This is a genomic window from Agaribacterium sp. ZY112 (genome assembly GCF_041346925.1).
Taxonomy (GTDB): Bacteria; Pseudomonadota; Gammaproteobacteria; order Pseudomonadales; family Cellvibrionaceae; genus Agaribacterium.
In genome coordinates, this window is sequence record NZ_CP166840.1 from 4,178,481 (window position 1) to 4,196,288 (window position 17,808).

The 17,808-nt window shown below is 46.2% G+C and carries 30 protein-coding genes; all 30 read right to left on the reverse strand.

Annotated features, from left to right (window positions below; translation table 11 throughout):
* Positions 1 to 6 precede the first annotated feature (6 nt).
* Positions 7 to 2,124, reverse strand: coding sequence for a 4-alpha-glucanotransferase (gene malQ, locus AB1S55_RS18140; RefSeq protein ID WP_370979604.1), 2,118 nt, complete (start codon positions 2,122 to 2,124; stop codon positions 7 to 9).
* Positions 2,125 to 2,346: 222 nt separating this feature from the next.
* Complete coding sequence (gene rplQ / locus AB1S55_RS18145) at positions 2,347 to 2,745, reverse strand: 50S ribosomal protein L17 (protein ID WP_370979605.1); 399 nt, start codon at positions 2,743 to 2,745, stop codon at positions 2,347 to 2,349.
* Between the two features lie 70 nt (positions 2,746 to 2,815).
* Positions 2,816 to 3,802 carry a DNA-directed RNA polymerase subunit alpha gene (gene rpoA / locus AB1S55_RS18150; RefSeq protein ID WP_370979606.1) on the reverse strand — a complete coding sequence of 329 codons (987 nt, stop codon included), beginning with the start codon at positions 3,800 to 3,802 and terminating at the stop codon, positions 2,816 to 2,818.
* Between the two features lie 58 nt (positions 3,803 to 3,860).
* A complete protein-coding gene (gene rpsD / locus AB1S55_RS18155; RefSeq protein ID WP_370979607.1) occupies positions 3,861 to 4,481 on the reverse strand; it encodes a 30S ribosomal protein S4 in 621 nt (206 codons plus the stop codon).
* Between the two features lie 12 nt (positions 4,482 to 4,493).
* A complete protein-coding gene (gene rpsK, locus AB1S55_RS18160; RefSeq protein ID WP_370979608.1) occupies positions 4,494 to 4,886 on the reverse strand; it encodes a 30S ribosomal protein S11 in 393 nt (130 codons plus the stop codon).
* 35 nt (positions 4,887 to 4,921) lie between these two features.
* Positions 4,922 to 5,278, reverse strand: coding sequence for a 30S ribosomal protein S13 (rpsM, locus tag AB1S55_RS18165; RefSeq protein WP_370979609.1), 357 nt, complete (start codon positions 5,276 to 5,278; stop codon positions 4,922 to 4,924).
* Positions 5,279 to 5,452: 174 nt separating this feature from the next.
* Positions 5,453 to 5,569 carry a 50S ribosomal protein L36 gene (gene rpmJ, locus AB1S55_RS18170; protein WP_370979610.1) on the reverse strand — a complete coding sequence of 39 codons (117 nt, stop codon included), beginning with the start codon at positions 5,567 to 5,569 and terminating at the stop codon, positions 5,453 to 5,455.
* Between the two features lie 104 nt (positions 5,570 to 5,673).
* A complete protein-coding gene (gene secY, locus AB1S55_RS18175; RefSeq protein WP_370979611.1) occupies positions 5,674 to 7,011 on the reverse strand; it encodes a preprotein translocase subunit SecY in 1,338 nt (445 codons plus the stop codon).
* 40 nt (positions 7,012 to 7,051) lie between these two features.
* A complete protein-coding gene (rplO, locus tag AB1S55_RS18180) occupies positions 7,052 to 7,486 on the reverse strand; it encodes a 50S ribosomal protein L15 (protein ID WP_370979613.1) in 435 nt (144 codons plus the stop codon).
* Position 7,487: 1 nt separating this feature from the next.
* A complete protein-coding gene (gene rpmD, locus AB1S55_RS18185) occupies positions 7,488 to 7,673 on the reverse strand; it encodes a 50S ribosomal protein L30 (RefSeq protein WP_370979614.1) in 186 nt (61 codons plus the stop codon).
* 40 nt (positions 7,674 to 7,713) lie between these two features.
* Complete coding sequence (rpsE, locus tag AB1S55_RS18190) at positions 7,714 to 8,223, reverse strand: 30S ribosomal protein S5 (protein ID WP_370979615.1); 510 nt, start codon at positions 8,221 to 8,223, stop codon at positions 7,714 to 7,716.
* A gap of 10 nt (positions 8,224 to 8,233) precedes the next feature.
* A complete protein-coding gene (gene rplR, locus AB1S55_RS18195) occupies positions 8,234 to 8,584 on the reverse strand; it encodes a 50S ribosomal protein L18 (protein WP_370979616.1) in 351 nt (116 codons plus the stop codon).
* Between the two features lie 20 nt (positions 8,585 to 8,604).
* The gene (rplF, locus tag AB1S55_RS18200) at positions 8,605 to 9,138 is read right to left on the reverse strand and encodes a 50S ribosomal protein L6 (RefSeq protein ID WP_370979617.1); all 534 of its coding nucleotides are present in this window, start codon (positions 9,136 to 9,138) and stop codon (positions 8,605 to 8,607) included.
* Between the two features lie 29 nt (positions 9,139 to 9,167).
* Positions 9,168 to 9,560, reverse strand: coding sequence for a 30S ribosomal protein S8 (rpsH, locus tag AB1S55_RS18205; RefSeq protein ID WP_370979618.1), 393 nt, complete (start codon positions 9,558 to 9,560; stop codon positions 9,168 to 9,170).
* Between the two features lie 26 nt (positions 9,561 to 9,586).
* Positions 9,587 to 9,892, reverse strand: coding sequence for a 30S ribosomal protein S14 (gene rpsN / locus AB1S55_RS18210; RefSeq protein WP_370979619.1), 306 nt, complete (start codon positions 9,890 to 9,892; stop codon positions 9,587 to 9,589).
* A gap of 12 nt (positions 9,893 to 9,904) precedes the next feature.
* Positions 9,905 to 10,444 (reverse strand): 50S ribosomal protein L5, encoded by a 540-nt coding sequence (rplE, locus tag AB1S55_RS18215; RefSeq protein ID WP_370979620.1) that lies wholly within the window; start codon positions 10,442 to 10,444, stop codon positions 9,905 to 9,907.
* Between the two features lie 42 nt (positions 10,445 to 10,486).
* Positions 10,487 to 10,801: a 50S ribosomal protein L24 gene (rplX, locus tag AB1S55_RS18220; protein WP_370979621.1), complete on the reverse strand. Its 315-nt coding sequence runs from the start codon at positions 10,799 to 10,801 to the stop codon at positions 10,487 to 10,489.
* Positions 10,802 to 10,829: 28 nt separating this feature from the next.
* On the reverse strand, positions 10,830 to 11,198 hold the full coding sequence (gene rplN / locus AB1S55_RS18225; RefSeq protein WP_370979622.1) for a 50S ribosomal protein L14: 369 nt from the start codon (positions 11,196 to 11,198) through the stop codon (positions 10,830 to 10,832).
* 30 nt (positions 11,199 to 11,228) lie between these two features.
* Complete coding sequence (gene rpsQ, locus AB1S55_RS18230; RefSeq protein ID WP_370979623.1) at positions 11,229 to 11,495, reverse strand: 30S ribosomal protein S17; 267 nt, start codon at positions 11,493 to 11,495, stop codon at positions 11,229 to 11,231.
* Between the two features lie 2 nt (positions 11,496 to 11,497).
* A complete protein-coding gene (gene rpmC, locus AB1S55_RS18235) occupies positions 11,498 to 11,689 on the reverse strand; it encodes a 50S ribosomal protein L29 (RefSeq protein WP_370979624.1) in 192 nt (63 codons plus the stop codon).
* Positions 11,689 to 12,102 carry a 50S ribosomal protein L16 gene (gene rplP, locus AB1S55_RS18240; RefSeq protein WP_370979625.1) on the reverse strand — a complete coding sequence of 138 codons (414 nt, stop codon included), beginning with the start codon at positions 12,100 to 12,102 and terminating at the stop codon, positions 11,689 to 11,691. The genes rpmC and rplP overlap by 1 nt, the downstream gene beginning before the upstream one ends.
* A gap of 61 nt (positions 12,103 to 12,163) precedes the next feature.
* Complete coding sequence (rpsC, locus tag AB1S55_RS18245) at positions 12,164 to 12,844, reverse strand: 30S ribosomal protein S3 (RefSeq protein ID WP_370979626.1); 681 nt, start codon at positions 12,842 to 12,844, stop codon at positions 12,164 to 12,166.
* A 13-nt stretch (positions 12,845 to 12,857) separates the two neighbouring features.
* Positions 12,858 to 13,187 (reverse strand): 50S ribosomal protein L22, encoded by a 330-nt coding sequence (gene rplV, locus AB1S55_RS18250; protein ID WP_370979627.1) that lies wholly within the window; start codon positions 13,185 to 13,187, stop codon positions 12,858 to 12,860.
* A 21-nt stretch (positions 13,188 to 13,208) separates the two neighbouring features.
* Positions 13,209 to 13,484 carry a 30S ribosomal protein S19 gene (gene rpsS, locus AB1S55_RS18255; RefSeq protein WP_370979628.1) on the reverse strand — a complete coding sequence of 92 codons (276 nt, stop codon included), beginning with the start codon at positions 13,482 to 13,484 and terminating at the stop codon, positions 13,209 to 13,211.
* Between the two features lie 33 nt (positions 13,485 to 13,517).
* On the reverse strand, positions 13,518 to 14,345 hold the full coding sequence (gene rplB, locus AB1S55_RS18260) for a 50S ribosomal protein L2 (RefSeq protein WP_370979629.1): 828 nt from the start codon (positions 14,343 to 14,345) through the stop codon (positions 13,518 to 13,520).
* 11 nt (positions 14,346 to 14,356) lie between these two features.
* A complete protein-coding gene (gene rplW / locus AB1S55_RS18265) occupies positions 14,357 to 14,653 on the reverse strand; it encodes a 50S ribosomal protein L23 (RefSeq protein WP_370979630.1) in 297 nt (98 codons plus the stop codon).
* A complete protein-coding gene (gene rplD / locus AB1S55_RS18270; RefSeq protein ID WP_370979631.1) occupies positions 14,650 to 15,264 on the reverse strand; it encodes a 50S ribosomal protein L4 in 615 nt (204 codons plus the stop codon). The genes rplW and rplD overlap by 4 nt, the downstream gene beginning before the upstream one ends.
* Before the next feature lie 39 nt (positions 15,265 to 15,303).
* Positions 15,304 to 15,945: a 50S ribosomal protein L3 gene (gene rplC, locus AB1S55_RS18275; RefSeq protein ID WP_370979632.1), complete on the reverse strand. Its 642-nt coding sequence runs from the start codon at positions 15,943 to 15,945 to the stop codon at positions 15,304 to 15,306.
* Between the two features lie 86 nt (positions 15,946 to 16,031).
* Positions 16,032 to 16,343, reverse strand: coding sequence for a 30S ribosomal protein S10 (rpsJ, locus tag AB1S55_RS18280; RefSeq protein ID WP_370979633.1), 312 nt, complete (start codon positions 16,341 to 16,343; stop codon positions 16,032 to 16,034).
* 231 nt (positions 16,344 to 16,574) lie between these two features.
* Positions 16,575 to 17,798 carry an elongation factor Tu gene (tuf, locus tag AB1S55_RS18285; protein ID WP_370979634.1) on the reverse strand — a complete coding sequence of 408 codons (1,224 nt, stop codon included), beginning with the start codon at positions 17,796 to 17,798 and terminating at the stop codon, positions 16,575 to 16,577.
* Positions 17,799 to 17,808 lie beyond the last annotated feature (10 nt).

Genomic DNA, 17,808 nt, shown 5'->3' on the forward strand with positions numbered 1-17,808 from the left:
GCCCTTTTACAAACTATTCCGTTTCTCGCTAATTTCAGCGAATAATTTTTGTAAACGTTCAGTCGCAAAAACATCTTCTAAATCGACTAGTAGTTTACGACTCCAATTATCGTGCTCAAGGTAGGTACCAGGCACATTAACGGGAGCATCCATCATCATCAGGTCTTCAAGCTGAAGCATAAAAAACTGTGAAGCAGCCTGACTAGCGAACAACAATAAGGCATCAACTAAAGTCTCATCCGCCTGTCTATTGATATCTTCAAGTTGCCAGCCTTCGGGTAAATACGCGTCGCCCTCTAGCAATTCCAATAGGTGCTTACGCTCTGCTTGACGCAAGCTTTGTGCCGCCTCAAGTGTGTTGTTATCCCCAAGCAAATTGAGGCTGTCACGCAAAATCAAATCACTTCCATTCCACCAGCTGACAATGGTTGGCACATCATGGTTATTAAGCATGGCTAAGGCATGCCTAGTGTAATCACGTGGATGTTTAAATTGCGTGTCACTGTATTTCTCAAAATAAAAAACTTTATTGCTATAAAGACCACAGCGCTGCATCTCGCGGCTAAATTCCTCTGGCACAATGCCTAAATCTTCAGCAATAACGACACATTTATGCAAATAACTTTCTAAGCACAATAAACCTAGAAGCTCCCGGAATGGGTAATAAACATAGGCACCCTTATCGGCTGTAGCACCTGGAGGACACCACCAGAGTCGATATAAACTCATCGCATGATCTATGCGTAAGGCACCACAATGAGTCATATTACTGCGCAACAAATTAATAAAATGGGCAAATCCAGTATGGCGTAATTCAGCGGGGTCCATTGGCGGCAAGCCCCAATTTTGACCAGAAAGAGCAAGTGGGTCGGGCGGTGCCCCAACGGACGCATCGTGGCAAAACAAACGCCCACTAGTCTGAACTTCCGCTCCACCTCCGTTAGCTCCCACGGCTAGGTCCCTGACTAGACCAAGCTTCATCCCTTGTTTATTGGCCACTTGCTGGCATAACTCAAATTGAGTATCGGCATGCCATTGAATGTAGGTATAAAAAGCAAATAGCATTAATTCGCTAGGGCGCTCTGTATCGCCTAGCCAGCTTAGTAAAGACGAGCGCTCGCCACTACGACGCTCCTGCTCTTCAGGAGCCCAATTATTAGCAAGCTGATAATTTACAAAATCAAATAAACTTTCATCTGCCTCTTGTACATAATCAACGAGGCCGGTCAAATCACCCGAGCTTAGAGAAGCATTAAAACACTGCCACAATGCACTGTATTTCAAAGCACGCTGCGCTTCAAAATCAACAACTGCGGCATCACGCAAGAGACTGATGTCAGCCTGATCGACAAAGCTCTCGTTAAAACCATCAACAGCTGTTACATCAATATAGAGGGCATTTAAAAAACGACGATCTGAAGGATTGTAGGGGCTGTAATCGTGTTTGAGATTCACTTGCAGTGCATGGAAAGGGTTGAGACCAATAACGTCAACACCGGCTTTAGCCGAGTGCTCAATCAACTGTAATAAATCGCTGAAGTCGCCAATGCCCCAATTGGTTTTAGAGCGCAGGGTATAAAGCTGCAATAATAAACCCCAAGGGTTCGCGCCTTCATTTTTCGACCATTCAGGTAACCACGCTGTCGCCGGTACTGCAGCTATAGTACAAGTCGTTTTTTTCGAGTTAGACTTAAGACTAAGTTGATAATAATCTGGTTCTAATTGACCTAGAGCTAAACGCCGGCGACTGTAGCGCTTGCCGCCGTGTAAATAATCGCCGACCTCTTCTAATTGCTCTGGAATAAAGACAGATGCGGAGACTGATGCACCTTTGCGATCAAGGCTCCAAGTGATTTCTTGAGAGAGCTCTTCCGGTTGGAAGTTTAAATCTGCAAAGGCACTTTGTGCATCGACCACCTCAAGCTTTGGTAGCCAACTTAGCCAAGGCTTAATGTCTAACTCATAGGCTTCTTGAGCAATCGCTTCTGGGTTATTGGTTTCTACCCCCATAGCAGCGAGTAACTGCAAACGATTTTCTAGCGGGACTTGAGTCAGCTCTCCGCGATAATTATAGAAATCAGCCGCAACGCCACGCCAATACAACAACCTATCCAAATCACTCATTTAAGCGGCCTAAGCCCCCTTTGCTTAAAGTTAACTTCCTTGGTCAGTGCGACTATGCATACGCTACTCGTACTGACAGCTATAGCTCAACCATATTAGCAGGATTCGCCTAGGTTGCGAGCGCCAAAATAGACCAGCCTACGACAGCTTGATACTGCTCAGTTTCTTTAGGCAAAAAAAAACCGAGCCAAAGCTCGGTTTTTTCGCAGAAGCATTCAGAAATTAATCTTCAGCTTCAACCACTTCTTCATCCGCAATAGGAGCAGGGCGATCAACTAGCTCAACATAGGCCATAGGAGCCTTGTCGCCAGTACGATAGCCGCACTTCATGATACGCAAGTAACCACCAGGACGACCTTCATAACGAGGGCCGATTTCGCTGAATAGTTTACCAACGGTCGCTTTATTGCGAGTGCGATCGAAAGCCAAACGGCGGTTGGCGACACTGTCTACCTTAGACAATGTAATCAACGGCTCGGCAAAACGACGCAGTTCCTTTGCCTTAGGCAAAGTAGTTTTGATGATTTCGTGCTCAACAAGAGACGCTACCATGTTTTTAAACATGGCCTTGCGGTGAGAGCTGTTTCTGTTGAGTTGACGGCCACTGTGACGATGACGCATAGCTACAACCTTTACACTTATTTAACGCGCAAGCGCGAATTCAATTCTTTAACTAACTACCCGAAGGTAATTAGTCGTTTTTAAGACTGGCTGGTGGCCAGTTCTCAAGACGCATACCCAAAGACAGACCACGTGAAGCAAGCACATCCTTAATTTCAGTAAGAGACTTCTTACCAAGATTAGGCGTTTTTAACAGCTCAACTTCAGTACGCTGAATCAGATCACCGATGTAGTAGATATTCTCGGCTTTTAAACAGTTCGCTGAACGAACAGTAAGCTCAAGATCATCAACCGGACGCAAGAGGATTGGATCAATCTGCTCTTCTTTCTCTTCCGGCTCAGCGGCTTTTTCACCTTCAAGGTCGACAAATACGGCCAATTGCTGCTGCAAAATGGTCGCTGCACGACGAATTGCATCTTCAGGATCAAGAGTCCCGTTGGTCTCTAAGTCCAACACCAACTTATCAAGGTCAGTACGTTGCTCAACACGAGCACTCTCAACCTTGTAAGCCACACGGCGAACAGGGCTATAAGAAGCATCCAACTGCAGGCGCCCGATTGAACGAGTTTCCTCTTCATCTTGACGACGAGCATCTGCAGGCTCGTAGCCACGGCCACGGGCAACAGTCAAACGCATGTTTAACTCGCTGTCGTTGTTAATGTGAGCCAAAACTAGGTCTGGATTAACAATCTCGACATCGTGCTCAAGTTGAATATCACCAGCAGTAACTGGACCTGGGCCTTTTTTGCTCAGATTAAGAACTACTTGGTCTTTGCCATGCATGATGACAGCTACGTTTTTGAGGTTGAGCAAGATTTCTACGACATCTTCTTGCACACCTTCGATCGCACTGTATTCGTGCTGTACGCCATCGATCTCACATTCAACAATGGCACAACCAGGCATTGAAGAAAGCAGGATACGACGAAGCGCATTACCCAATGTATGACCAAAGCCACGCTCTAGAGGTTCAAGAACCACCTTAGCGTGCGTAGGCGCCAACTCAGTGACATCAATGTTGCGAGGTGTCAAAAGTTCGTTTACAGCACTCTGCATATACCACCCTTTCAGTGTTTATCCGTTTAGGTTTCGTCTAGATTAACGTCAAACGCGATTATTTTGAGTACAGCTCAACAATCAAGTTTTCGTTGATGTGAGCTGGAAGATCTTCACGATCTGGAACGCGCTTAAATACGCCTTCTTTTTTCTCAGCACTTACATCAACCCACTCTACTTCAGCACGCTGAGCAGAAACGTTAAGCGCGTTTTGAATGCGCAACTGGTTTTTAGCTTTTTCGCGAACAGCTACAACATCACCTTCCTGCACACGGTAGGATGCAACATTAACAGTCTGGCCATTAACGAGAATTGCTTTGTGAGATACCAACTGACGAGATTCGGCGCGAGTAGCACCAAAACCCATGCGGTAAACCACATTATCAAGACGACGCTCTAAAAGCTGAAGCAAGTTTTCACCTGTCGCACCTTTGATTCGAGCAGCTTCTTTATAGTAGTTACGGAATTGCTTCTCAAGTACACCGTAAAGACGACGAACTTTCTGCTTCTCACGAAGCTGAACACCGTAATCAGAAAGACGTCCACGACGTGCACCGTGCACACCAGGAATTGTTTCTGCTTTACACTTGCTCTCAAGAGCACGAACGCCGCTCTTCAGGAACAAATCTGTTCCTTCACGACGAGCTAATTTACAAGTAGGTCCAAGATAACGAGCCATTACTAAACCCCCTTATACACGACGTTTCTTCGGAGGACGACAGCCGTTATGAGGCACTGGAGTCGTATCCGTGATATTGGTGATTTTGTAGCCGATGTTATTTAGTGCGCGAACAGCTGATTCACGACCAGGGCCAGGACCCTTAACTTCAACATCGAGGTTTTTCAATCCGTATTCTTGAGCGGCTTGACCAGCACGCTCAGCAGCAACCTGTGCAGCAAACGGAGTTGATTTACGAGAACCACGGAAACCAGAACCACCTGCAGTGGCCCAGCTCAAGGCATTGCCCTGACGATCGGTAATCGTAACGATAGTATTGTTGAACGAAGCGTGAATGTGCGCAACGCCGTCAACTACCGTCTTTTTGACTTTTTTCTTCGCGGTCTTTCCGCTTGGCTTAGCCATAATTCATCATTCCCCTATATTTGGGTGGCAATCTCTTACTTCTTAATCGGCTTACGAGGACCTTTACGCGTACGCGCATTGGTCTTGGTACGTTGACCGCGAAGAGGTAGGTTACGACGGTGGCGCAAGCCACGGAAACAGCCTAGGTCCATCAAACGCTTGATGTTCATAGACACTTCACGACGCAGGTCACCTTCAACAGTAAGCTTGGCGACTTCGTTACGAATTTCGTCCATTTTAGCTTCGTCGAGAGAACCGATCTTTGTAGATTCTTCAATGCCAACGGCTGCACAAATCTGCTTAGCAGAGGTGCGACCGACCCCATATACATAGGTCAGGGAGATGACAGCATGCTTGTTGTCAGGAATATTGACACCAGCGATACGAGCCATTTAAAGCACTCCAATTTTAGATATATTTCAGCATTAACGGCAGTCGTTCAGGTTCTTACCCTATTGGAGACTGCGCTTGATTAGCCCGACAAGTCGGACGACAGTTAATACCGTGAGTTTATCAAACCTAGCGGATTGAAAGGCCAGAGACTTACCCCTCGCCCAAGTACATACTTAGCCTTGACGCTGCTTATGACGCGGCTCAGCACTGCAGATTACACGAACAGTACCTTTGCGGCGTACGATTTTGCAGTTACGGCATGTTTTTTTAACAGATGCACGAACTTTCATCGTCTTACCTCTATATGAAAGGCCGTGGATTCTATCCACAGCAGAAAAAAAGTCAAGAGCTACATCATAAAAAGATATAGCTCTTGACCGTTTATTAGTTAAATCTAGCGGCGACCGTAACTTTGTAAGTTGGCCTTTTTCAATACTGAATCGTATTGATGACTCATTAAATGACTCTGTACTTGAGCCATAAAATCCATCACAACTACAACAACAATCAGTAATGAGGTACCACCAAGCAAGACCGGAATATCAGCGCTGTAAATAAGAATCTGAGGAAGCAATGCAACCGCAGCAATATACAGTGAACCCACAACAGTCAAACGAGTAAGAATGTTGTCGATATAACGAGCACTTTGCTCTCCAGGGCGAATACCCGGAATATACGCACCACCCTTTTTCAAGTTATCAGCAACTTCTTTAGGGTTGTAAATCATTGCGGTATAGATAAAGCAGAAAGCAATAATCAACACAGCAAAGATTACGTAATTCAAAGGCTGGCCAGGACCAATCATCAAAGCCAAATCCTGTAAGATTTCACCAGTCTTACCTTCACTAGCTGAACCACTCCACTGAGCAATTGAAGCTGGGAAAAGCAAAATACTTGAAGCAAAGATTACCGGAATCACACCCGCCATATTGACCTTAAGCGGTAAGTGACTGGTATTTTGCGCAACATGTCCCTGACGGCCAACTTGCTTACGCGCGTACTGAATAGTAATGCGGCGTTGACCACGCTCCATTCTAACTACGAACCAAACAATACCAGTAGCAGCAAAGCCAAGAAGCAGTAACATTAATGGATGAAGGTCACCCTGACGCGTACTTTCAAAAGCCTGGCCAATTGCACTAGGTAAACCAGCAACAATACCTGCAAAGATCAGCATAGAGATACCGTTACCAATACCACGTTCTGTAATCTGCTCACCCAACCACATCATAAATACTGCACCAGTCACTAGTGATGTGACCGCAATGATATGAAAGCTCATTGGATGCAAACCAGAGTATGCATAGCCGCTACCAGCCATACCAGCAACAGTCACAACAGCTTGCACTAGTGCAAGTGCGACAGTTAACCAGCGAGTATATTGGCTAATTTTACGACGACCTGCTTCGCCTTCTTTCTTTAAAGCTTCTAACGAAGGAGTCACTGCCGTCATCATCTGCATAATAATTGATGCAGAGATATAAGGCATAATCCCCAAGGCTAAAATACTCATACGCTCAAAAGCACCACCTGAGAACATGTTTACCATGCCTAAGATAGTGCCTGAGTTTTGTTCGAATAAATTAGCGACTTGCTCGGGATCAATTCCAGGAACTGGAATGTGGGTTCCGACGCGATAAATTAAAATAGCGAGCAATAAAAACTTAAGGCGAGCCCAGAGCTCGCCTAATCCTTTTTGATTCGCTAGAGGTAAACTACCCTGCGTTGCCATTCTTATTCTCTCTTAGCTGTGTCTTACCACAAGAGCAAAATTACTCTTCGATCTTACCACCAGCGGCTTCAATTGCAGCCTGGGCGCCTTTAGTAACGGATAAGCCTTTCAAAGTAACGGCTTTAGTTACGTCACCAGAGAGGAAAACCTTGACGCGCTTAATACCAGCATTAATTAAACCAGCTGCTTTTAACGTTTCTAGATCTACCACTTCAGCTTCAACACTATTGAGCTCAGAAGTGCGAATCTCAGCAGTAACAAGTGCAATACGGCTAGTAAAACCATATTTAGGCAAACGTTTCTGCAAAGGCATTTGACCACCCTCGAAACCAGGACGAACACTGCCGCCTGAACGAGACTTTTGACCTTTGTGACCGCGACCAGCAGTCTTACCAAGACCACTACCCATACCGCGACCAGCGCGTTTTGCTTCTTTTACACGACCAGGTGCAGGACTTAAAGTATTCAGACGCATCTTATTCACCCTCAACCTGTAGCAAGTAATGTGCTTTGTTGATCATGCCGCGTACTGAAGGAGTATCTTCTACTTCAACAGTGTGACGAATGCGACGTAGACCAAGACCTTTTACACATGCGATGTGCGCTTTAAGACGACCCGCAGTGCTTTTAATTTGAGTAACTTTTAGAGTTTTCTTTGCCATGGTGCTCACCAGTTGCCCGACCCGAAGGCCGGAGCATGACTTATCGAATATCTTCTACTGACTTACCGCGTTTAGCTGCTACCTGATCAGGAGAAGCCATTGAGCGCAATGCTTCAAAAGTTGCACGCACTACGTTAACGGGGTTAGTAGAACCGTAACATTTGCCTAATACGTTTTGTACGCCAGCCATTTCTAGCACAGCACGCATAGCACCACCAGCAATTACACCAGTACCCTGCGATGCAGGCTGCATGTAAACGTGTGAGGCGCCGTGGCGACCTTTAGTTGGGTATTGAATGGTATCGCCATTCAACTCAACTTGAATCATGTTACGACGAGCGTTTTCCATTGCCTTCTGGATGGCGATAGGCACTTCACGAGCCTTACCACGACCGAAGCCAACACGACCTTCACCATCACCAACAACAGTTAGTGCGGTAAAGCCGAAAATACGACCACCTTTTACAGTTTTGGCAACGCGGTTAACTTGAACCAGCTTCTCGCGCATGCCTTCTGCATTGGCGTCATCACGGTTATTTTGTTGTGACATAACGTTACCCTTAGAAATCTAAACCAGCTTCACGCGCTGCATCAGCCAACGCTTTGATACGACCGTGATATTTGAAGCCGCTGCGATCAAACGCAACTTTTTCAATACCGGCAGCCTTGGCGCGCTCAGCAATCAGAGCACCTACTTTAGTGGCAGCTTCGGCATTACCGGTAGCGCCTGCTTTAAGATCTTTCTCAACTGTTGATGCACTGGCCAGAACCTTAGCACCTTCACCGTCAATGATCTGAGCGTAGATGTGGCGTGGAGTGCGATTTACACACAAACGTGCAATTTTTAACTCACGAATTTTCGCGCGCGAGCGACGTGCGCGACGGAGTCTTGATGCTTTTTTGTCGTTCATAATCGTTTACCTGTCAGACCCTACTTCTTCTTAGCTTCTTTACGGCGAACATGCTCGTCACCATAACGAATACCTTTACCTTTATAAGGCTCAGGTGGACGGAAGGCGCGAATTTCAGCGGCTGCCTGACCAAGAAGTTGCTTGTCAGCACTTTTCAATACGATTTCGGTTTGGCTTGGGGTTTCTGCCGTAACACCTTCTGGCAAGCTATAGTCAACTGGGTGAGACAAGCCCAACGCCAAGTTGATAGTCTTACCTGATGCCTTAGCACGGTAACCTACGCCGTTCAGGATCAGTTTCTTTTCAAAACCTTTATCGACACCGCTAACCATATTGTTAACGAGTGCGCGCATGGTACCGGCGAGCGCTTTAGCTTCTTTGCTGTTTTCCGATGCAGCGAACTTCAGCACATTTTCTTCTTGCTGAACAGTTACTTTATCGTGAACAACCAGGCTCAATTTACCGTTCTTGCCGGAAACCTGTAAGTCTTGCCCTTTAAGGTCGATTTTAACTGCTGAAGGCAGTTCAACCGGGGCGTTAGCTATACGTGACATTGCTGTTTCCTAAATCTTTTAACTATTAATTAGAATACGGTGCAAAGAACTTCGCCACCAATTCCTGCACTACGTGCAGCGCGATCAGTCATAACACCTTTAGAGGTGGTTACGATCGCTACACCTAGCCCCGCACGTACGCTTGGCAAATCTTTATTGCTTACGTAGTTACGTAGACCAGGACGGCTGCTGCGCTGAAGTTCGGCGATTACAGGCTTGCCTTCAAAGTACTTCAATTCAACAGTTAAATCTTTTTTAACTTCACCAGCTACGTCGTAGCCGCTGATGTAACCTTCTTCAAGAAGAACTCGTGCGATTTCTACTTTTAAAGTTGAAGAAGGGATGACTACGTTCGCTTTGCCAACTGCTTGGGCATTGCGGATGCGAGTCAACATATCTGCAACGGTATCTTGCATACTCATGTGATTACTCCTATTACTCTACCCAATTACCAGCTGGCTTTAACCAGACCAGGTACATCGCCACGCATAGCTGCTTCACGCAACTTGTTACGGCAGAGGCCGAATTTACGGTATACCGCGTGAGGGCGACCAGTTACACGACAACGACGCTGACGACGAGCGGCGCTTGAGTCGCGAGGTAATTTTTGCAATTTAATAACTGCTTCCCAAACTTCATCTTCAGAAGACTGAGGGTTAGCAATGATTGCTTTTAACGCTTCGCGTTTCGCTCCGAATTTTTCAACCGCTTTGGTGCGCTTAACTTCGCGAGCGATCATCGATTTCTTAGCCATATTCTTTCTACCCTAGCCTTTGAATGGGAAGTTAAATGCTTTCAACAGCGCACGACCTTCGTCGTTAGTGCGAGCACTTGTAGTAATACAAATGTCCAAACCGCGCAGTTTATCGACTTTATCGTAATCAATCTCTGGGAAGATGATTTGCTCAGTCACACCCATTGAAAAGTTACCACGACCGTCGAATTGCTTAGGGCTAATACCACGGAAGTCGCGAATACGAGGAATCGAGATGTTAATCAAGCGATCCAAGAATTCGTACATTTTTTCGCTACGCAGAGTAACTTTTGTGCCGATGGGCCATTCTTCACGAACCTTAAAGCCCGCGATAGATTTACGCGCTTTGGTTACGATAGGTTTTTGACCGGCAATCTTTTCCAGGTCAGCTTGTGCATTCTCTAAAACTTTTTTATCGGTAAGTGCTTCACCTACACCCATGTTGATGGTGATTTTGGTGATCTTAGGCACTTCCATAACGTTGTCTAGCTTCAGCTCTTCTTTAAGCTTGGCTTTAACTTCGTTGTTGTAAAACTCTTTTAAGCGGGCCATGACTTTTACTCTGCTTAATTATCGAACACGAAACGATCGGTCTTAGCCGTCTACCGCTTCGCCATTTGATTTAAATACGCGAATCTTCTTTTCGCCTTCTACTTTGATAGCTACTTTGTCAGCTTTTTGAGTTGCTGAGTTAAAGATCGCTACATTAGAAGGGTCAATTGGCGCTTCTTTTTCTACGATGCCACCTTGAACACCTAGTTGTGGATTCGGCTTGGTATGCTTCTTAACCATTTGAATACCGCTAACGATCAAACGACCATCATCTAGTACACGGTTAATCTTGCCACGCTTGCCTTTATCACGACCGGTGGTAACGATAACTTCGTCATTCTTTTTTAATTTTTTCATAAACTCTTTCCTCTTGACCGGCGGATGCTTATAGCACCTCTGGTGCCAGAGAAATAATCTTCATGAACTTCTCTGAGCGAAGTTCGCGGGTTACAGGGCCAAAGATACGAGTACCGACCGGTGCGTCTTGTGTGTTCAAAAGAACAGCTGCATTCTGATCGAACTTAATCAATGAACCGTCCTGGCGACGAATACCTTTTTTGGTACGCACCACAACTGCATTCATTACTTGACCTTTCTTAACGCGACCACGAGGAATTGCTTCCTTAACGGTCACCTTGATAATGTCGCCGATGCGGGCGTAACGACGATGCGAACCACCCAGCACTTTGATACACATAACACGACGTGCACCGCTGTTGTCAGCAACATCCAAATAGCTTTCTGTTTGAATCACTACTTATTCTCCAAATGTTACGCCGCGGCGTTAAATTTCTTTAGCGCGTTCGTCGACTGACTGCAGAGCCCATGACTTTGACTTAGACAAAGGACGGGTTTCAGCAATAGTTACGGTATCGCCTGTTTTACAATCGTTGTTCTCATCGTGAGCTTTAAGCTTCGACGATTTAAGAACGTACTTGCCGTAAACAGGGTGCTTAACTTTGCGCTCGACTTTAACGACAATGGACTTATCCATTTTATCGCTAACGACCAGGCCTTTAAGCGTACGGACCAATTTCTTAGCTTCAGTCATTATTAGTTACCTGCCTTTTGACGAAGTGCTGTTTTAACTCGAGCAATATCACGACGTGTTTGCTTAACCAGATGAGTTTGATTCAACTGGCCAGTCGACTTTTGCATGCGCAATTTAAACTGTGCATCCAACTGCGATAACAACTCAGCTTTAAGCTCTTCAACGGTCAATTCGCTGTAATTTTTAGTACTCATTACATTACCGTCCGTTTAACAAAAGTGGTCTTAAAAGGAAGTTTTGCAGCAGCAAGAGCAAATGCTTCACGAGCAAGCTCTTCTGTGACACCTTCCATTTCATAAAGGACACGGCCTGGCTGAATCTGGCAAACCCAGTATTCAACATTACCCTTACCTTTACCCTGACGAACCTCAAGAGGCTTCTCTGTGATTGGCTTATCAGGAAACACACGGATCCAGATTTTACCGCCACGTTTAACGTGACGAGTCATAGCACGACGAGCGGCTTCGATTTGACGAGCAGTAATACGACCGCGTGCGACGGCTTTTAGTCCGAATTCACCAAAACTAACTTTCGAGCCACGTAGCGCTAAACCGCGGTTACGACCCGTCTGTTGTTTTCTGAATTTTGTACGTTTTGGCTGCAACATTGTTGGCTAACCCTTTCTCAATTCTTAAATCTTGTTTCGCCTGCTAGATAACTAGACAGGTTTACTTTTTAGATTTTTTCTTTTGCGGCTTGGAAGCTTCTTGCTCTTCTACGCCACCGATAACTTCGCCTTTAAAGATCCATACTTTTACGCCGATAATGCCGTAAGTAGTAAGACCTTCTGCTGTTGCGTAGTCAATATCAGCACGTAAAGTATGAAGAGGTACACGACCTTCACGGTACCATTCAGAGCGTGCAATCTCAGCACCACCTAAACGACCACCAACTTGTACCTTCACACCTTCAGCGCCTTGACGCATTGCGTTTTGTACTGCGCGCTTCATAGCGCGACGGAACATAACACGACGTTCAAGCTGCTGAGCAACACTCTGCGCTACAAGAGCAGCGTCGAGATCAGGCTTACGAATTTCTTCAATATTGATGTGAACAGGTACGCCCATCTCTTTAGAGATTTCAGCGCGCAACTTCTCAACATCTTCACCTTTCTTACCAATAACAATACCTGGACGTGCAGTGTGAATAGTCACACGAGCAGTGTTCGCAGGACGCTCGATATCGATTCGGCTTACTGAAGCGTGAGCGAGCTTCTCTTCTACAAATTTACGTACTTTTAAATCTGTATTGAGCTTGTCCGCGTATTCTTTCTTGCCGGCGTACCAAGTAGAACGGTGACGCTTAACAATACCAAGACGAATACCTGTAGGATGTACTTTCTGACCCATAGTCCGCTCTCTCTTATTCCGCTACTTTCACAGTAATGTGACAAGTGCGCTTCAAAATTCGATCTGCGCGCCCTTTTGCACGTGGTTTGATGCGCTTCATAGTGAAGCCCTCATCAACAAAAATGGTTGAAACTTTCAGCTCATCAACATCTGCACCATCGTTATGCTCGGCGTTTGCAATTGCAGACTCCAAAACTTTCTTAACTAGGTGCGCGCCTTTTTTAGTGCTGAAAGAAAGAATATCCAGCGCTTCTTCAACGGACTTGCCGCGAATTTGGTCTGCAACCAGGCGTGCCTTTTGAGCCGACAATCGAGCGCCGCGTAATACTGCTGCTACTTCCATCGTTCTACTCCGAATTATCTATTAACGCTTGGCTTTTTTATCAGCCACGTGACCGCGATAAGTGCGGGTTGGGGCAAACTCGCCCAGTTTGTGTCCGACCATCTCTTCAGAGACAAGCACAGGCACATGCTGACGGCCGTTGTGTACAGAAAGAGTCAAGCCAACCATGTTTGGAAGAATCATGGAACGACGAGACCAAGTCTTAATCGGACGGCGATCATTTTTTTCAGCTGCCGTTTCCACTTTAGCTAGCAAGTGGTGATCAATAAACGGACCTTTTTTCAGCGAACGTGGCACTAGAATACCCTCTTAACCTTTAGCGTAAGACGCTTACTTTTTATTTCGACGGCGTACGATCATGCTATCTGTACGCTTGTTCTTACGAGTCTTATAACCCTTAGCCGGTGTACCCCAAGGAGACACTGGATGACGACCACCAGAAGTACGGCCTTCACCACCACCATGTGGGTGATCTACCGGGTTCATCGCAACACCGCGAACGGTAGGACGAATACCACGCCAGCGAGTTGCACCTGCCTTACCCAAAGAGCGAAGACTGTGCTCACTGTTGCTTACTTCACCAAGTGTCGCACGACAGTCAGATAAAACTCGACGCATTTCACCACTGCGAAGACGCAGGGTTGCATGACGACCTTCACGAGCCACTAGCTGTACAGAAGTACCTGCCGAACGTGCAATTTGAGCACCTTTACCAGGCTTAAGCTCTACACAGTGAATCGTGCTACCAACAGGCATATTGCGCAAAGGCAAGGTGTTGCCTACTTTGATATCAGCTGCGTTACCGCTAATTACGGTATCACCAGCTTTAAGACCTTTTGGAGCGATAATATAACGACGCTCACCATCAAGGTAACAAATCAAAGCGATGTGCGCCGTACGATTAGGATCGTACTCAATACGCTCTACTTTTGCAGGGATACCATCTTTATTGCGCTTAAAGTCAACAATACGGTAACGCTGCTTGTGACCACCACCACGATGACGGGTAGTGATACGACCCAAGTTGTTACGACCGCCACTCTTAGGAGCGCTGTCGAGCAAAGGACCATAAGGTGCGCCTTTATGCAAATCTGTATGAACTACAGATACAACAGCACGACGACCAGGAGACGTAGGTTTACGTTTTACAATTGCCACTTTTGCTCTCCTTACTCAGCCACTGCAAAGTCAATCTCTTGACCTTCGGCCAAGCTGACATATGCTTTTTTCCAGTCGCTGCGACGACCCAAACCAAAACGCGTACGCTTGGTTTTACCTTTAACGTTCAACACACGAACCTGTTCAACTTTTACGTCAAACATAAGCTCTACAGCTGCGCGAACTTCTTGTTTGTTTGCGTCTTTAGCTACTTTGAACACAACCTGATTGGCTAGCTCAGCAACTCGAGTTGTTTTCTCAGAAACAACCGGCGCAAGAATTATCTTAAACAGACGTGCCTGACTCATACCAAAGCCTCCTCAAGTTTCTTAAGGGCAGCAACAGTCACCAACACCTTGTCAAAACCGATCAAGCTAACTGGATCAACACCCTGAATATCACGAACATCAACTTTGTGAAGGTTGCGAGCAGCTAGATACAAGTTTTCTTGTACTTCTTCTGCAACAATCAACACATCGCTAAGATCGTAATCAGCAAGCTTCTGCACAAGAACCTTGGTTTTTGCTTCTTCAAGAGCGAACTCTTCCACAACAACCAAACGCTCTTGACGAGCAAGCTCAGAAAAAATACTGCGCAATGCTGCGCGATACATTTTCTTATTTAGCTTCTGACTAAAGTCACGAGGTGCAGCAGCAAATGTAACACCACCACTACGCCACAATGGACTGCGAATAGTACCAGCACGAGCACGACCAGTACCTTTTTGACGCCATGGCTTTTTACCACCACCACTTACGTCTGAGCGAGACTTTTGAGCCTTGCTACCCTGACGCGCGCCTGCCGCATAAGCAACAACTGCTTGATGCACCAGGTCTTGATTAAACTCTTTACCGAAGGCTTCATCAGATACAGTAACTGTACCGTTTTGACCCTGCGGTGTAGCTATATTGAGTTCCATGGTTAACTCCTAGAACACGAAATCTTTACTTGAGCCCGACTAGGCGTTTTTCAACTTAACGGCTGGACGAACGATAACGTCGCCACCAGGTGCACCAGGTACCGCACCTTTAACCAACAACAAGCCGCGCTCAGCATCTACGCGAACAACCTCAAGATTTTGAACAGTTGTGCGCTCTGCACCCATGTGACCAGCCATCTTCTTGCCTTTAAAAACGCGACCAGGCGTTTGACATTGACCAATCGAACCAGGGGCACGATGAGAAAGTGAGTTACCGTGAGTTGCGTCTTGCATATGGAAATTCCAACGCTTAACACCACCCGCGAAACCAGCACCTTTAGAAGTACCAGTTACATCAACCTTCTGACCAGACTCAAAGCGCTCAACAGTTAGCGCAGAACCTGACTCAAAAGACTCACCTGCTTCATTTCGAAATTCCCATAGACCACGACCAGCTTCGGTCTCAGCTTTAGCAAAGTGGCCTGCAGCCGCTTTAACTACGCGAGAAGCACGACGCTCGCCAACAGTAACTTGGATAGCATCATAGCCATCAACATCAACTGTTTTTACTTGTGTCACACGGTTAGCTTCAACTTCAATAACCGTTACAGGGATAGACTGACCTTCGTCAGTAAAAATACGTGTCATACCGCTTTTGCGGCCGACTAAACCGATAGCCATTTTTTAACCTCTTCGTGTACGGGGCTTTCCCCCATCAATCCGGGACCCGCTATGGCCGCCCATCTCAGAGCGTTACACCACGGAATTTAACCCAGACTAATCTGAACCTCTACACCAGCTGCTAGATCCAACTTCATAAGAGCATCTACAGTTTTCTCAGTAGGCTCTACGATGTCTAGCAAGCGCTTGTACGTGCGAATCTCATACTGATCGCGCGCATCTTTGTTTACATGAGGCGAAACCAACACTGTATAACGCTCTTTACGTGTAGGCAGTGGAATAGGACCACGAACCTGTGCACCAGTACGCTTGGCAGTATCTACAATTTCCTGAGTGGAAGCGTCAATCAATTTGTGATCAAAAGCTTTCAGACGGATCCTGATACGCTGATTTTGCATCTAAGCTAAACTCCAAAATTCTTTAAAGAACAATCACCTCTGCACAAAAAACAAATACAGGCAGGGCGAAATGAGGGGCGCATTCTATTGATCAAACATAAGCCTGTCAAGCTTAATTCGTACACAATTAGCACAACATGAAAACAGACCAAACAATCGAACCCAACAAGCTCGACGACAGGTACAAAAAAGGCCGCTTTAAGCGGCCTTTTTACGCATCAGATGCCGAGATTAGTCAAGAATCTTAGCAACAACGCCCGCACCAACAGTACGACCACCCTCACGGATAGCGAAGCGTAAACCTTCTTCCATCGCGATTGGACAGATCAAGGTAACAGACATTTGAATGTTGTCACCAGGCATTACCATTTCAACACCTTCTGGAAGTTCACAAGCACCAGTTACATCAGTAGTACGGAAGTAGAACTGAGGACGGTAGCCTTTGAAGAATGGAGTGTGACGACCACCCTCATCTTTAGACAACACGTAAACTTCGCCTTCGAACTTGGTGTGAGGAGTGATTGAACCAGGGATCGCAAGAACCTGACCACGCTCAACTTCATCACGCTTAGTACCACGAAGAAGAACACCAACGTTCTCACCTGCACGACCTTCGTCAAGCAACTTACGGAACATCTCAACACCAGTACAAGTAGTAGTGGTTGTTTCTTTGATGCCGATAATTTCAATTTCGTTACCAACATTGATGATACCGCGCTCAACACGACCGGTAACAACAGTACCACGACCAGAGATCGAGAATACGTCTTCAATTGGCATTAGGAAAGGCTGATCAATTGCACGCTCAGGCTCTGGGATGTACTCATCAAGAGTCTCAACCAACTTCTTAACAGCAGAAGTACCCAACTCATTGTCATCTTCACCGTTAAGAGCCATCAATGCAGAACCTGCAATGATAGGCGTGTCATCACCAGGGAACTCATAAGTAGATAGAAGATCACGGATTTCCATGTCTACCAACTCAAGCATCTCAGCGTATTCTTCAGAATCAACGCCGCCACAGTCTTCAGCAAGAAGGTCAGCCTTGTTAAGGAATACTACGATGTAAGGAACACCAACCTGACGTGAAAGCAAGATGTGCTCACGAGTCTGAGGCATAGGACCATCAGTCGCACCACAAACAAGGATAGCGCCATCCATCTGAGCAGCACCAGTAATCATGTTTTTAACGTAGTCGGCGTGACCTGGGCAATCTACGTGGGCGTAGTGACGAGTCGGGCTATCGTACTCAACATGCGAAGTTGCGATGGTGATACCACGCTCGCGCTCTTCAGGAGCATTATCGATACCAGCAAAGTCAATCGCTTCACCACCCCAAACTTCAGCACAAACACGAGTAAGCGCAGCAGTTAGAGTTGTTTTACCGTGGTCAACGTGACCAATAGTACCCACGTTAACGTGGGGTTTCGTACGTTCAAAAGTTTCTTTAGCCATTATAGCTTCC

Bases quoted from the DNA above. Each gene is read 5' to 3' on its own strand.
- malQ (WP_370979604.1), bottom strand. From the start codon at position 2,124: ATGAGTGATTTGGATAGGTTGTTGTATTGGCGTGGCGTTGCGGCTGAT.
- rplQ (WP_370979605.1), bottom strand. From the start codon at position 2,745: ATGCGTCATCGTCACAGTGGCCGTCAACTCAACAGAAACAGCTCTCAC.
- rpoA (WP_370979606.1), bottom strand. From the start codon at position 3,802: ATGCAGAGTGCTGTAAACGAACTTTTGACACCTCGCAACATTGATGTC.
- rpsD (WP_370979607.1), bottom strand. From the start codon at position 4,481: ATGGCTCGTTATCTTGGACCTACTTGTAAATTAGCTCGTCGTGAAGGA.
- rpsK (WP_370979608.1), bottom strand. From the start codon at position 4,886: ATGGCTAAGCCAAGCGGAAAGACCGCGAAGAAAAAAGTCAAAAAGACG.
- rpsM (WP_370979609.1), bottom strand. From the start codon at position 5,278: ATGGCTCGTATCGCTGGTGTCAATATTCCTGACAACAAGCATGCTGTC.
- rpmJ (WP_370979610.1), bottom strand. From the start codon at position 5,569: ATGAAAGTTCGTGCATCTGTTAAAAAAACATGCCGTAACTGCAAAATC.
- secY (WP_370979611.1), bottom strand. From the start codon at position 7,011: ATGGCAACGCAGGGTAGTTTACCTCTAGCGAATCAAAAAGGATTAGGC.
- rplO (WP_370979613.1), bottom strand. From the start codon at position 7,486: ATGCGTCTGAATACTTTAAGTCCTGCACCTGGTCGTGTAAAAGAAGCA.
- rpmD (WP_370979614.1), bottom strand. From the start codon at position 7,673: ATGGCAAAGAAAACTCTAAAAGTTACTCAAATTAAAAGCACTGCGGGT.
- rpsE (WP_370979615.1), bottom strand. From the start codon at position 8,223: ATGTCACAACAAAATAACCGTGATGACGCCAATGCAGAAGGCATGCGC.
- rplR (WP_370979616.1), bottom strand. From the start codon at position 8,584: ATGAACGACAAAAAAGCATCAAGACTCCGTCGCGCACGTCGCTCGCGC.
- rplF (WP_370979617.1), bottom strand. From the start codon at position 9,138: ATGTCACGTATAGCTAACGCCCCGGTTGAACTGCCTTCAGCAGTTAAA.
- rpsH (WP_370979618.1), bottom strand. From the start codon at position 9,560: ATGAGTATGCAAGATACCGTTGCAGATATGTTGACTCGCATCCGCAAT.
- rpsN (WP_370979619.1), bottom strand. From the start codon at position 9,892: ATGGCTAAGAAATCGATGATCGCTCGCGAAGTTAAGCGCACCAAAGCG.
- rplE (WP_370979620.1), bottom strand. From the start codon at position 10,444: ATGGCCCGCTTAAAAGAGTTTTACAACAACGAAGTTAAAGCCAAGCTT.
- rplX (WP_370979621.1), bottom strand. From the start codon at position 10,801: ATGAAAAAATTAAAAAAGAATGACGAAGTTATCGTTACCACCGGTCGT.
- rpsQ (WP_370979623.1), bottom strand. From the start codon at position 11,495: ATGACTGAAGCTAAGAAATTGGTCCGTACGCTTAAAGGCCTGGTCGTT.
- rpmC (WP_370979624.1), bottom strand. From the start codon at position 11,689: ATGAGTACTAAAAATTACAGCGAATTGACCGTTGAAGAGCTTAAAGCT.
- rplP (WP_370979625.1), bottom strand. From the start codon at position 12,102: ATGTTGCAGCCAAAACGTACAAAATTCAGAAAACAACAGACGGGTCGT.
- rpsC (WP_370979626.1), bottom strand. From the start codon at position 12,844: ATGGGTCAGAAAGTACATCCTACAGGTATTCGTCTTGGTATTGTTAAG.
- rplV (WP_370979627.1), bottom strand. From the start codon at position 13,187: ATGGAAGTAGCAGCAGTATTACGCGGCGCTCGATTGTCGGCTCAAAAG.
- rplW (WP_370979630.1), bottom strand. From the start codon at position 14,653: ATGAGTCAGGCACGTCTGTTTAAGATAATTCTTGCGCCGGTTGTTTCT.
- rplD (WP_370979631.1), bottom strand. From the start codon at position 15,264: ATGGAACTCAATATAGCTACACCGCAGGGTCAAAACGGTACAGTTACT.
- rplC (WP_370979632.1), bottom strand. From the start codon at position 15,945: ATGGCTATCGGTTTAGTCGGCCGCAAAAGCGGTATGACACGTATTTTT.
- rpsJ (WP_370979633.1), bottom strand. From the start codon at position 16,343: ATGCAAAATCAGCGTATCAGGATCCGTCTGAAAGCTTTTGATCACAAA.
- tuf (WP_370979634.1), bottom strand. From the start codon at position 17,798: ATGGCTAAAGAAACTTTTGAACGTACGAAACCCCACGTTAACGTGGGT.